Origin of the sequence: Chitinophaga qingshengii (assembly GCF_014529935.1) — a bacterium.
In the GTDB taxonomy this organism is placed as follows: domain Bacteria; phylum Bacteroidota; class Bacteroidia; order Chitinophagales; family Chitinophagaceae; genus Chitinophaga; species Chitinophaga qingshengii.
Genome location: NZ_JACVFC010000004.1, coordinates 574,284 through 587,065 on the forward strand (window position 1 = coordinate 574,284; position 12,782 = coordinate 587,065).

The 12,782-nt window shown below is 46.0% G+C and carries 10 protein-coding genes and 1 tRNA gene; 2 read left to right on the top strand and 9 right to left on the bottom strand.

The window, feature by feature from the left end; translation table 11 throughout:
• Positions 1 to 32: 32 nt before the first annotated feature.
• Complete coding sequence (locus tag ICL07_RS26760; RefSeq protein ID WP_188091117.1) at positions 33 to 1,781, top strand: ATP-binding response regulator; 1,749 nt, start codon at positions 33 to 35, stop codon at positions 1,779 to 1,781.
• A 68-nt stretch (positions 1,782 to 1,849) separates the two neighbouring features.
• Here ICL07_RS26760 and ICL07_RS26765 read toward each other — a convergent pair.
• From ICL07_RS26765 to ICL07_RS26790, 6 genes are all read right to left on the bottom strand, one after another.
• A tRNA-Ala gene (locus tag ICL07_RS26765) sits at positions 1,850 to 1,922 on the bottom strand.
• Positions 1,923 to 1,985: 63 nt separating this feature from the next.
• On the bottom strand, positions 1,986 to 2,405 hold the full coding sequence (locus ICL07_RS26770) for a response regulator (RefSeq protein WP_188091118.1): 420 nt from the start codon (positions 2,403 to 2,405) through the stop codon (positions 1,986 to 1,988).
• The gene (locus ICL07_RS26775; RefSeq protein WP_188091119.1) at positions 2,389 to 3,486 is read right to left on the bottom strand and encodes a sensor histidine kinase; all 1,098 of its coding nucleotides are present in this window, start codon (positions 3,484 to 3,486) and stop codon (positions 2,389 to 2,391) included. Before ICL07_RS26775 ends, ICL07_RS26770 begins: the two co-directional genes overlap by 17 nt.
• Before the next feature lie 15 nt (positions 3,487 to 3,501).
• Positions 3,502 to 5,676 carry a sensor histidine kinase gene (locus ICL07_RS32640; RefSeq protein ID WP_188091120.1) on the bottom strand — a complete coding sequence of 725 codons (2,175 nt, stop codon included), beginning with the start codon at positions 5,674 to 5,676 and terminating at the stop codon, positions 3,502 to 3,504.
• Between the two features lie 13 nt (positions 5,677 to 5,689).
• Positions 5,690 to 6,808 carry a ThiF family adenylyltransferase gene (locus ICL07_RS26785; protein ID WP_188091121.1) on the bottom strand — a complete coding sequence of 373 codons (1,119 nt, stop codon included), beginning with the start codon at positions 6,806 to 6,808 and terminating at the stop codon, positions 5,690 to 5,692.
• Positions 6,809 to 6,825: 17 nt separating this feature from the next.
• Positions 6,826 to 7,548, bottom strand: coding sequence for a hypothetical protein (locus ICL07_RS26790; protein ID WP_188091122.1), 723 nt, complete (start codon positions 7,546 to 7,548; stop codon positions 6,826 to 6,828).
• A gap of 496 nt (positions 7,549 to 8,044) precedes the next feature.
• Here ICL07_RS26790 and ICL07_RS26795 point away from each other — a divergent pair, with 496 nt between their 5' ends.
• Positions 8,045 to 8,776: a superoxide dismutase gene (locus ICL07_RS26795; RefSeq protein ID WP_188091123.1), complete on the top strand. Its 732-nt coding sequence runs from the start codon at positions 8,045 to 8,047 to the stop codon at positions 8,774 to 8,776.
• 76 nt (positions 8,777 to 8,852) lie between these two features.
• On the opposite strand, the gene ICL07_RS26800 is transcribed toward ICL07_RS26795, so the two are convergent.
• The 3 genes from ICL07_RS26800 to ICL07_RS26810 form a co-directional block, all read right to left on the bottom strand.
• The gene (locus ICL07_RS26800; protein WP_188091124.1) at positions 8,853 to 10,475 is read right to left on the bottom strand and encodes an ArnT family glycosyltransferase; all 1,623 of its coding nucleotides are present in this window, start codon (positions 10,473 to 10,475) and stop codon (positions 8,853 to 8,855) included.
• A gap of 120 nt (positions 10,476 to 10,595) precedes the next feature.
• Positions 10,596 to 11,267 (bottom strand): phosphatase PAP2 family protein, encoded by a 672-nt coding sequence (locus ICL07_RS26805; RefSeq protein WP_188091125.1) that lies wholly within the window; start codon positions 11,265 to 11,267, stop codon positions 10,596 to 10,598.
• Between the two features lie 11 nt (positions 11,268 to 11,278).
• Entirely contained in the window at positions 11,279 to 12,736 is a 1,458-nt protein-coding gene (locus ICL07_RS26810; protein WP_188091126.1) for an LptF/LptG family permease, read from the bottom strand.
• Positions 12,737 to 12,782: the final 46 nt, after the last annotated feature.

Genomic DNA, 12,782 nt, shown 5'->3' on the forward strand with positions numbered 1-12,782 from the left:
CTGAATAACCATTTTCTTAAATTGCTTTTATCATGGGCCTCGCAATTGTTAACACGATCTTTGCAATAGGTACAACCGCAGCTACGGATGCGAAACTGAAAAGAAGCATTCTGGTTGTTAACCAAATGGCTGTTATTCCGGCTATTTTTGCTTTCATGCTAGCTCCATTCCTGTATTATGTTTCCGGTATCAGCCAGATGTTGTATGCGCCTGTATTAGAAGGAACTCTAATGTTATCCGTTCCTGTTTTAAACAGATTAGGATATTACTTTACAGCGGCCGTCTGCATAGTGGTTATTCATTGTGGTGGTATGTTTTATTTCGGTGCAATTATGGGAGAACTGGCCTCGGTTGAGTTTATCGCAGTGTATCTTTTTCTGATGTCTTTTCTGATTTATCAAAAGAGAAGTAAGCGCGTTATTATGATAAGCTTAATTGTGCTTGTGCTTTTGACATTGAAAATGAATTATCTTTTTCCCTTTTTAAAGGTGCTCGCTTTCCCCGGAAAAGGTGTGGAGATGGCTCGTATTGTTATACAAAGTGCAGTCTTCATTTTGGTGGGTTATACGATTTCTTTTTATGTGAAGATCACAGACGAGCTATCCGCTGCGGAAGTAAAATCTGTTCAACAAGCGAAACAGATCGAGAGCCTGAAAGAGCGCTCAGCTGAAATTGTACAGAATACGAAGATTGCTGCACACGAAATAAGAAATTACCTGTCTAATGTAACTTGCTTTTCTGAAAAGTTTAGCCGCATAGGTAAACGAGCTACTTCCAGTGTGCCAGTGGATAAGGGAGAAATATACAGCATGAAGGTTTGCGGAGATGTTATCCGTGACATTGTAGATGTGATCTTACGTAAAGATCTTTCTAAGACAGATATTTATGGAAATAATGCTACAGCATTCTTCTGGAAAGACTGGGCCGAGGATATTCTTCGAATGTACTTATTGGCTGCTGAAGGGATGAAAAAGAAATTGTTTTACAAGATAGCTCCTTCCGATTTTCAAATGATCAGGGCCAATAGATATCTATTGACAAAAGTTTTTTCTAATAGTATAATCAATGGTCTGAAGTACTGTCGGAAGGAGGTTCATGTAGAAGTGAGCCTTTCTGACGCACATGTTTTAACATTACAGATAGCAAATGACGGAGTAGGGCTAAACAATGAAGTTCGTAGGAGGATCGAGAACGGATTTGCTGAGAATCTGACGGCGGTGAAAGGGGGGAACGGATTTGGTATTCCTACAGTGATTAGAGCTGTAAAACAGCTGAGAGGCACATTGTTAGTGGAGGGAACAAAAAAATGGACTACAGTTTTTTTGTATCAGATCCCAACAGAGCTAGTGGAAGAAAAAATGGAGCATGCCGCTGAAAAGTTGGTTTTGTCTGAAACAAATAAGCTGCAGGACCTGAAAGTACTGGTGGTGGAAGATGATTTTTTGAGTACTGCTCCTTTCAGAAGCTGGGCGAGAACGCGGGAGTTCACCTTGTGGCTGGCGGATGACGTGGTTGAAACACAGAGAATTATTAAAAGTGAACAGCCTGACATCGTTTTTTTAGATGCACACCTGTCAGATATATCACTGGACGAAATGATCCATGAAATTAGAATTATAGATAGCGCTATCCCTATAGTGGTGATATCCGGAGATGAGGCGGTGGCGGAAATGGCATGTGTAAAGGACTTCGATATTGCTACTGTCTTGCTGAAGCCATTTACAGAGCATGAATTTCTCAATGCGATTGAACTCACCTGCCCACAAGTAATTGATGTATGATCAAAGGGATCGAAAATTATTTTCCGAAAAAAAGAAAACCCGCACATTGTGCGGGTTTTCTTTTTGGGTGGAGGATAGCGGGCTCGAACCGCTCACCTCAAACATGCCATGCTTGCGCTCTACCAGATGAGCTAATCCCCCATGAGCTTGTGTTTCCCCTTTCGGGAATGCAAAAATAGATAATTTTCTGAATTCGCCAACTTTTTATAAAAAATCTTTGAAGATTCCGGCTACTGTCTCCCTTAATTCCTTTAACAGTAAGGGTTTGCGGAGTAGTTTGATCACCAGCGGATTGGCATTGGTACGGGTGATATCGCCGTAATCCAGGGAGGAAGATACCATCACAATATGGCACTGCGACTTGATTTTCTGTGGATAGGCATCAAAAGCCTGCAAAAACTCAAACCCATCCATTTCGGGCATCTGGATATCCAACAGGATGATGGTAGGTGGAATTTTAGGCAGGGCAATATTCGAAGAGAGAAATTCCAGTGCTTTGTTGGCATTTACGAATGAAATCACCGTTCTGCTGATCTGTTGAAACGTAATCAACTTCTCATGCAGTAATAAATCAATCTCGTTGTCATCTATCAATATGACGCGCAGGTCAGGTATCGAATTCATTTCTGTTCGGGATGGTAATTTCAAATTGGGTGCCTTCGCCATATTTGGATTCTACATTAATTGTACCGCCAATTTTGCTGAGGGCTTCTTTTACGATGTATAATCCTATGCCACTTCCTGGTTTGTTATTGTTTTTAGAGCGGAAGAACATTTTAAAGATATTGTTCAAATGCTCACTTAAAATACCGATACCATTATCGCGGATACAGATAGTGGCCTTATGTGGCTCCACTTTTGCGGATAGGTTGACCATCGGCTCAGGTTCCTCCGGTTTTTGGTACTTAACAGCGTTGGAAATAAGATTGTTTAAAATAACACTGATTCTGAATGTGTCACCCCGGAATTCGGCCACCTGGTCTACCTGGGTGTGAAACCGGATAGCGGTGTTCTGTGGCTGAAATGCCGTGATACAATCGTTCAACAGGTTATTAAAATCAATTTTTTCATATTCCACTTCCAGCCGGGAGTTGCGGTAGTATTCGATGATTTTCTGGATAAACCCGTCCAGCTTCAGTACGCAGGACTCAACCATATCAATATAGCCGTTGGGGTCTGTCACAGAATTATCGAGGCGCGACAAATTAATGATACCCAATACAGACATCAGCGGAGAACGCAGGTCATGCGAAGTGGAGTAAATGAACCGGTTTAGCTCATCGTTGGTTTTCTCCAACTCTGCAATTTTTTCCTTGAGCTGCCGGCGGGTATGATAGATCTCATACGCATTGTTAATGGTTTTATGTAGCTCATGTTCATCCCAGGGCTTTTTAATATAGGAAAAAATATGTCCCTTATTGATAGCATCAATGATATCTTCCACATCCGTATAGCCGGTCAGCAGAATACGCATAGGGTCCGGAAGGGTGTCTTTGATTTCGTTAAAAAACTCCACCCCGGTAGAAACTGGCATTTTCTGATCCGCTATGATGATATGGACCATAATCTCCTTCAATAACTGCTTCCCTTCCTGTGCTGAGTTGGCGGTATAAATTTCGTAACTCCTCCGGAAGCTGGCCTTGAAGGCATTCAGATTATGGATTTCATCATCGATGTATAATATTCTAATGCGGTTTTCTTTCATTAAAGGGCGTTATGGTTAAGATTGATGATTTGTGATGTTGAGCGGTAAATATATAATAAATTCTGCTCCTTCTCCGGGGGTGGAATTTACGATGATTTTACCCTTGTGTTTCTCTATGATACTGAACACAATAGAAAGCCCCAGCCCGGTCCCTTCCCCCACATCCTTAGTGGTAAAGAAGGGATCAAATATCTTCTGTTGCACGGCCTCCGACATACCAATACCGGTATCCTTAATCCGGATACAGATAAACGATCCCTCTTGCCAGGTGGTGATGGTAATGGACTCGTCGTGCTGTTCCTTTTTGCTCTTGATCGCATTCAGCGCATTGGAGAAAATATTCATGAACACCTGGTTAATTTTCCCGGCGTAACATTCAATTTTAGGCAGCTCCGCGTAGTGTTTGATGATATTCACATTCGGTGGGATGCCATTGCGCAACAGTACCAGTGTAGAATCCAGGCCCTCGTGAATATCGATGGATTTTACATCGCTTTCATCCAGCCGGCTGAAAGTTCTGAGCCCCTTCACGATCTCTGCAGTACGGGCGGCGCCGTCTTCTATCCCTTTGATGAGAGAAGATATCTCTTCGTGGATATAGTCAATATCAATTTCCCGCTTAAATTTCTCAATGGATTTCAGCTCTTCCTGTATATCCGTTTTCCCGGCCAGGCTGTCGTAGCGGCTTAGCAGGTCCTGCAAGTCGGCGATGTCGAGTTTCAGCGGTTTGATATTGGAGGTAACGAAGTTGATAGGATTGTTGATTTCATGGGCAATACCGGCCGTAAGCTGACCGAGGGATGCCATTTTCTCTTTTTCCACCAACCGGGTCTGTGTGTCTTTCAGGTTGGTAAGGGCCACATTCAGGTCCCGGTTACTGTTTTGAAGTTCTTCGGTGCGTTCCTGCACTTTGGCTTCCAGGATGATATTTTGTTCTCTTACCAGCTGCTCGTTTTCTTTGGAAATCTCCAGGGCAATAGCCTGAGAGGCTTCTTTCTCCGCTTTGAAGGTGTTGATTTTATCCGCCAGGGCAAAAGACAGCAGGATGACTTCTATCGCTGAACCTATTACGATAATGTGGCTCGTAAAGATATTGTAGGGGATGATGCCTACATCTTTCAACACAAAGCAGATAATGGCGAGAATGAATACGGTCCATGCCATCACAAATATTTTGGCGGTACGGGAGTGTTTGACCGCCTGCATGATGGCAAACAGTAAAATGAAGCTCACACCGGTGATAGCCAGGAAGTCAATCAGTGCATAGGCTACGGAAAAATAACCCAGTAAGGATAATACAATGGTGCTGGAATACACCACCACAAACAGGGTCATGATGCGATACGCCCAGGGGGCTTTCTCCCGCACATGAAGGAAACTTTGCACAAACACCAGTACTGATATACCGGACAATGCTCCGGCCCAAAGAACACTCTGCTCGGTGATATAGAGGTTCTCATGCCAGAAGAAACGATATCCGAAGCCATGCAGGCATATCTGTGCCATGCCTACGCAGGCGATATAGATGATATAGTAGAAGTAGCTCCAGTCTCTTACGGAGAAGAAAATGAAGGTATTGTAGAATATCATCACGAGGATAATGCCGATATAGATAGATAACAACAGGTCGTCGTTATACAATTTGTTGTAGATCTCCCGGGCGGTACCAATGTATACCGGCACCAGGATGGCTTCCCGGCTTTGTATACGCAGGTAAAAAGTACTGGCGGCGCCGGAAGGAATACTAACGTTATATACGAAGTTCTGGTGCACGACAGGCCTTTTCTTAAAAGGACGCAACTCGCCGCCGGGAATTACCTCGTAGCGACTGTCGGAACCGGGGTAATAGAGGTCTATCAGGTCCAGGATAGGGTAGGTTACGTTGAACATCAGTTCTGGGAACCCGGTATTGTTTTTTACCGTAAAACGCAGCCAGATGGCATCTTTGGTAAGACCGAAATTGGGAATCTGTTTCTGTAATTTCTGAAAGCCGGAGGAATGTTGTATGTCTGCAAACGTCATGGTACCGGCGGGGTCCAGCAGGTATTCGAGCTGGCCGTACTCCGCCAGCTGGATAGGATAGTTGGGGGAGATACTGATGGTATCTGCCCAAACGGGTACCCAGCGGACTGTTACTAACAGTAACAGGCATACGAACTTATAAAATGCCGGTCTGATCAGAAGTCGCATGGCTTTTTTCGGATCATTTATGGTGGTTAAAAATCTGTTCAAGGTCTACATAATAACGGCCGGAGGCTATTTCCCGGTTTAGCCCCATTTCCCTGCATACGTGGGCGATGGCGGCGCCTCCCAGCATAACGGCTGATGCCAGTTGCGGCCAGGTGGTAATCGTTTTGCCTATCTCCCGGATGGAGTCCTGCATTTTGGTTGACATGGCGCTGATATTAACAATGCGGTCTACCAGCTGCATTCTTTCTGGTCCCTGCATATTCCGGATCTGCTCCGCAGTGATATCGTCAGGTATCCGCCCATGCAATATAGGTAAATCGGGTTGTAGATCAAATCTTTCTATGTCTACCATGCCCCGGTCGCTGGTATCCATTACAACGGGGATACGCAGCGCCTTTGCCCGCTGCCGTGCCAGAATCTTGATATCCAGGCCATCACACTCCTCTACGAGGATGTCCAGCTGACCACCATCGGTCAGGAAAGTGTCTATATTATCTTCCGAAATACCGCTATCATAACAGCGGACGGTCAGAAAAGGATCGATTTCAGCTATTTCCCGGGCGACTAATACTGTTTTGAGGATGCCCACATGATGTACCCCTGTGCGGATGCGATTCATATTACTGAGATCCAGCCTGTCGAAGTCGGCTATACGAAGCTCGCCGCACAGTCGTTCAATGGCCAGTGCCAGGGCGACCGACTGCCCGACGGAGAGGCCTATAACACCTATTTTCCGGGTTTGCAGGATTTGTCTTTCTGCTTCAGTGATTTTTTGTTTGTTACGGCTGGTGCGCAGAGACACAAACTCTGCTTCATCCAGTATGTGTACCACGCGGTTGGACCAGGGATAGTACACCCATACGCCATAGGCGGCCACCGGGGTATCGCCCAGGCGGGCGGCTACTTTTTCTGCGACGGCGGCGTCGGATAATCTTTCTGTGGGATGTTGAAGACGGATTAATTCCGCCAACTGAGGTTGTATTTCGTCGAAAACCTGGATACCGGGTTGTTGAACTAGCAATTGGGTGAGGGCTTCCAGCTGAGCGGGGTCCTGTAACCTGAAAAAACTGACTTCCCGCGTTGATGATCTTTGTCGGCTCGTTGCTATGGCATCTACTAGTACGTTGTTCATTGTTTAGTTATTTATAGCTACCGGGAAAGCGGCAGGTCACTCGTTGCCGCTGACATAATCCGAAGATCGTAGTCTACCTGCATTTCTCCCTTAGGTCCTTTTTCTACAATCGTTTGCACCGGATTGTTGCGTAAACTCATCATTCTTTCACGGTCTTCCGGGTGAGCATTCTTCAGCTCGCCGGGATCGTTCAGTATGAGGGCGGTGGCAATCAGGTCTTCCTTGGGGTAATAAAAGGTACCCTGGTTGCCAATATTGGTCATAATCTGGTAACCGGTACGGATACTGTTACGGAAGGTGGTCTGTGCACAGAATCCCAGGAAGGTGGTAACGGGCAACTGGTTCAGTACGGCATTTACTACCCGGAAAAGGACAATACTGCCAATACCCCAGCCGGCTACTTCACGGGAGTTCCATAAACCACAAAATTCACCGGTACCGCCACCGGCGGCCAGTTCCTTTACAATATCATAAATCCGGGGGTCCATGCTGTTGATGGCGCTTTCAATGGGAAGGGGGACACTTCCGCCGGCAAGTTGTATCCGGCAACCGCCATATGTTTTTGTGTAATCGTCATTGCTCACGGTAATAATGTAAGTATAAGGCTCGTACATCCAGTCTACGTTGGCGGATGTAACTTTCGTAACTCCGTATGCTTCCAGCACTTTCCGGTGGCCTGCAATATACTGCAGGCATTCTTCAGGATATTCGATAGCCTTGAATACTCTTACCTTGAGCATGTATGGGAATGCTTTAAAATTTTTACTCTTTGAACAGTAAAGCCAGGGTCAGGTGGCGCTGATATATGGCGTTATAGTAAACATTGATAGCAAAAAGGCTACCGCTTTATACTACGCTGTAACAATGGCGGGTGTAAGCAGCATAATATTGTTGGCCATTATAGGGGATTGCATTTCTATCTCCGCAGTTAGCATCGCCCGGGATAAATAGTTCCATTTGTTTTGTTGAAAAAGATTAAAAAGCTCTACATCTTCACATGAAGGTAATGGTAAAATAGTATTATTTCCAGAATTATCCATAAAGAATGTTCCGTTTTTTGAATAAATACGAAACACTTAACATGTGGGGCACTGGTATTCAACAGTATAGGCATCTTTATTTATTTTGCCTGTAATAATACCTGTTGCTATTGGTGTAAATTTTGCTGCAATGAATTCCCTTTAAAGTTAGATTTGTATCTGTCTTTTTTACATAACAAATTTCAATCCTTGCAATATGAACAAAAGAGAATTCATAAAGCTAACCAGCCTGGCTGGCGTAGCTGCCCTCAGCGGCCCGCTGAGTAGCCTGGCCGTACCCGTTACTACCACGAAAACCAGCTTCGACGACCCGAAAGCCCCCTTCGTTGTACCGCCATTGCCTTATGCTTATGATGCACTGGAACCCTATATCGATAAAATGACCATGGAACTGCACCATGATAAACATCACGGCGCTTATGTGAAAAACCTCAATGAGGCCATAAAGGGTACTCCTTTCGCTACCTTGTCACTGGAAGAAATACTGCATAAAGTAACCACCGGAGACAAAGACAAAGGTATCCGCAACAACGGCGGGGGGCACTATAACCACTCCCTGTTCTGGACCCTGCTGTCTCCTAAAAAAACAACACCTTCCGATAAACTGAAAGCAGCGATCAATACCCATTTCGGCTCCTGGGAAAAATTCCAGGAAAAATTCAACGACGCCGGTAAAACACAATTCGGCTCCGGATGGGCATGGCTGATCGCAGGTCCTGGTAAAAAGTTGTCTGTGATCAATACGCCTAACCAGGACAATCCGCTTATGCACAATATTGTGAAGGAAAAAGGTACGCCCATCCTCGCCCTCGATGTATGGGAACATGCCTACTACCTGAAATACCAGAACAAACGCCCGGATTATATCAACGCCTTCTGGAACGTGGTAAACTGGGATGAAGTGGAAAAGAGATACAACAACGCGTAACCGCAAATCCATATAAACCAGGGGGGCGGAGTTCAACTGAACTTCGCCCCCCTGGTTTTGCATTGTAGCATGCGATTTATTTACGCTTTAGGAACACAAAACCATTCTTTTCTCCAATCACTTCCAGGTTAGGATGATGGATGAACGCTTCTGCATCCGTGATGCGGCAGATAAAATAAGCCGGTTTGTCAATAGTGCCGTTCAACAGCCAGTTGGTATCGTAATAGTTTTTATTGGCATGGGGCTGCTCCCGGGTATAATAATGCTGGGCATAACTATGATAGCCCAGGGCTTTCACATACACATCTTTCCCCTGCAGGGAGATGAAAAAGTCGATCGCCGCTCCCTGGGAATAACGTTCTATTTTAGGTACAAAATGCACAACGGTCACCTGTAAAATCAGGATAGTGCTCACAAATAAACATATCAGCCCATTGGTGGTCTTTTTCCTGGTCAGCAGCACGGCGCTCACGATCACCAGTATAATATAGGCGATACCGTAGCCGGTTTCGGCGACAGACCAGGATACCTGCGCCTGCAGGTTACCTACGGCAAACTTATCCCCGATATAGGGAATGAGCATGTCTTTGTAAACCCCCGCCAGCGGCAATACAGCGATGGCAATGCCCAGTATAATACCAATCACACAAAGCAGCACGATGTCCCAGCTCCGAAGGCGCAGTCTGCCGGCAGCCAGCTTGTACACCTGGTAGGCTGCGAGGTAAGACAGCGGGAAATAACACAGGGAAGAATAGTGTACAATTTTGGTCTTTACAATCGAGAACAGGACCAGCACTACCCAGAATAATATCCACATCCACACTTTAAAGTCTTTCTGTTCGGAAGCGGGGGGACGCCCGTAAATGGACCTTTTTCTGCCACGGATATACGAAAACAAAAAGATGCTGGCCGGAAAACAACCCACCAGCAGTACTATCCAGTGGTAGAGGAAGGGACCGCCGTGACCGGCATCTTCGGTGGTGAGCAGCCGGATCTGGTAGGTCACAAATTCATTGACAAACCACCAGCCATGGGCGATAATTTCATAACCAAACCAAAGCAGGGTAGTGATAGCCGCAAAAAGGGTAATGAGTCCCAGGTGCGCCAGTTTGATGCTGATCCGGAATTTATTCCAGAGCCAGTACACCAGCAGCACCAGTAAAGCGACCAGGATGGCTACCGGACCTTTGGTGAGCACGGCCAGTCCCAGGAAAAAACCGCTCAGCATAGCCATGCGGTAGGATTGGGCACTATGGGCTATCCGGTACGCAAAATAAATTGCCAGGAAAATAAAGTAGTTAAAGGTGGGGTCGATAATACCCGATTTGAAATAAAAGTGAGGAAGCCAGGAGCCGGCATATACCAGCGCCCACCACATACCCAGTTTCTCATCCGCCAGTTTTTTACCGATGGTAAAGAGGGTGAGCAGGGTGGCGATACCAATGATTGCATTAGGAAAACGGGCCGCAAAGTCATTCACACCAAAAAGCAGCATACTGCCGGCCTGCATCCAGATGAACAGGGGTGGTTTTTCCCAGAAGGGCCGGAAATCGATCTGTACCTGACTATAGTTATGGCTGACGATCATTTCTCTGGCTGCTTCTGCAAAGTTTATCTCATCCCAATCAAACAGGTGTACAGCCCCCAGGAACGGTATAAATAAAAGGGCTGCCACCAAGGCAATCAACAGGTATTTCATTATCACGTTTTATAAAAAATAAGCATTACGGGCTTGCTGAAAACAGCAAAAAAGCAAAAGAGCAAAGCTCGCAAAGGTGCTGATCTTTGCGAACTTTGCTCCTTTGAAAAATTTTCGGGTTTACGCGGCGTTGGCGTTGACGACGGCTTCTGTACAGACTTCCGGAGAAGTAGCTGAGTCCTGGAACCGGAAGAACCCGCAAATAATAATAGTGCTCAGGGTTCCTACGATGCTGCCCACATATACATCCGCAAAGAAATGTTGTGCCAGGTAAATGCGGGAATAGCCCGCAGTCAGTGCTAATACAATAAACAGTAATCCCAGCTTTTTATTGCGCAGGAGAACTGACAGGAAACTGAACATGGCAAAAGCCACTGCAGAGTGTCCTGAAGGAAAACTGCAGCTGCTATGTACGGTCACCCATTTCACGGTATGTACCAATGACGCTGCTTCATCGCCAAAATAGCTGATGGGCCTGGGCGCATTAAAATAGTGTTTGGCTACCTGCACGACAAGCGCTGCCAGCAGAAATACTGCCAGACCAACAAAAAATACCCTGAACTTCTGCATGACCAGCATCAGCAGCAGGATCAGCCCAAACATAATACCATCCCCGAGATAAGTGATCCCGGTGACCAATACATCCCCAGCCGATGAGTGTTCCCCGTTAATACCAAGAAATAACTCACGTTGACTGTAGGTAGCCAACATTACTCCTCCCACGATGATCCACAACAGGAAGGGCAGAAAGAAATAAGCATTCTTTCTGAACAGTGTAAACAGCGTTTTCAATTCTGTAGGTTTTAAATTGTAGGTTGCTTTTTAAACGTGTTACGTCTAAACTTTTGCAAGAACTTTTTTATTTTTTGATATATGCGAAAATAAAATTCTTTATTGAATAAGTTGGAATCATTCATGGCTTTATAAATCAAAAAGCCGGCAATCGGCAACAGCACAATGTTTGATAACCACATCCCCGACCAGGTAAACATTACGCCGCTACGGGCCATCTTTTCCCCGATCATGAAAAATATATTAAAGATCACGAAGAAGATGACGGCGAACACCAGCGGCGTACCCAGTCCTCCCTTACGGATAATAGAGCCCAGCGGGGCGCCGATCAGGAACATCACTACACAGGCGGCTGCCAGGGTGAATTTACGTTGCCATTCCACCTTATGCAATAATATAACGCTGTGTTTGTCAGAATATTCTTTTGTAGGAGCTTCCAGGGAGCTTAAAGTTTCCCGTACACTCTGTTCTGCCCGGTCCAGCACATTGCGGCGGCTTTTCTCCGGGATCATTTCTTCAAAATCCTTCACTTTCAGCGGTGGTACGGTAGCGGCCCAGGCGGAATCTTTCCAGCGGTAGAAGGGGAAACGTACGCTTACGTAGGCATTGACTGTCCGGCTGAATATGTTCTGCGCCTTTTGCAGGGAATCGATCGCCACGTCCAGCTGCCGGATATTGAGCATTTGCTGGTTGGAGGCAAACAGGTCCATGTTGAGGCGGTTAAACGCGAAAGAGCTCAGGTCGAAGGCCTTACTGTATTTTTTGAAACCCAGACGGATCATGTCGCCGGGGACGGTATAACCGCGGTTGCCTCTTTCTTCGTATCTCCATCCGTTTTCCAGGATGAAGTAGAGGAAACGTTTGTTGGCGGTCAGCACCATCTGGCCTTTTTCCGCCAGGATGATCCGGTCGCCTGCCCCGCCGCCGGTGGAGTGATCGAAGATCATTACCTGGTGGATGGTTTGGTTGTCTTTATCCTTTTGGGCGACTTTGATGGTATACCCCGGAATATCGCGGTAAAACACGCCGGCTTTGATATTGAAGGCCGGTTTGGAGTTGGTAATATCGTATAGTAGTGATTTAGCCTGTAGATTGGCCACGGGGATGACGTAGTTGGCAAACAGGAACGCCAGTACCCCAACGATGGAGCAGACTACCATGAGAGGGCGGATGAAACGCAGCAGGGAAATACCGGCCGATTTCAGGGCTACCAGCTCAAAGCTTTCGCCCAGGTTCCCGAATGTCATGATAGATGACAGCAATACGGCCAGGGGAAGTGCCAGGGTTACCAGGGTGGCGCTGGTGTAGGCGATCAACTGAATAATCACGATCGTGTCCAGTCCTTTTCCTACCAGGTCATCCACATATTTCCAGAGGAACTGCATTACCAGTACGAAAAGCGTCACAAAGAAGGTAGCCACAAAGGGGCCCAGAAAGGTTCTAATAATTAATTTATCGAGTTTCTTCACTGATAATGCCTGATTTTTTCTCGCAAAGCAGCAAGGTTAGCCAAGA

Bases quoted from the DNA above. Each gene is read 5' to 3' on its own strand.
- ICL07_RS26760 (WP_188091117.1), top strand. From the start codon at position 33: ATGGGCCTCGCAATTGTTAACACGATCTTTGCAATAGGTACAACCGCA.
- ICL07_RS26770 (WP_188091118.1), bottom strand. From the start codon at position 2,405: ATGAATTCGATACCTGACCTGCGCGTCATATTGATAGATGACAACGAG.
- ICL07_RS26775 (WP_188091119.1), bottom strand. From the start codon at position 3,486: ATGAAAGAAAACCGCATTAGAATATTATACATCGATGATGAAATCCAT.
- ICL07_RS32640 (WP_188091120.1), bottom strand. From the start codon at position 5,676: ATGCGACTTCTGATCAGACCGGCATTTTATAAGTTCGTATGCCTGTTA.
- ICL07_RS26785 (WP_188091121.1), bottom strand. From the start codon at position 6,808: ATGAACAACGTACTAGTAGATGCCATAGCAACGAGCCGACAAAGATCA.
- ICL07_RS26790 (WP_188091122.1), bottom strand. From the start codon at position 7,548: ATGCTCAAGGTAAGAGTATTCAAGGCTATCGAATATCCTGAAGAATGC.
- ICL07_RS26795 (WP_188091123.1), top strand. From the start codon at position 8,045: ATGAACAAAAGAGAATTCATAAAGCTAACCAGCCTGGCTGGCGTAGCT.
- ICL07_RS26800 (WP_188091124.1), bottom strand. From the start codon at position 10,475: ATGAAATACCTGTTGATTGCCTTGGTGGCAGCCCTTTTATTTATACCG.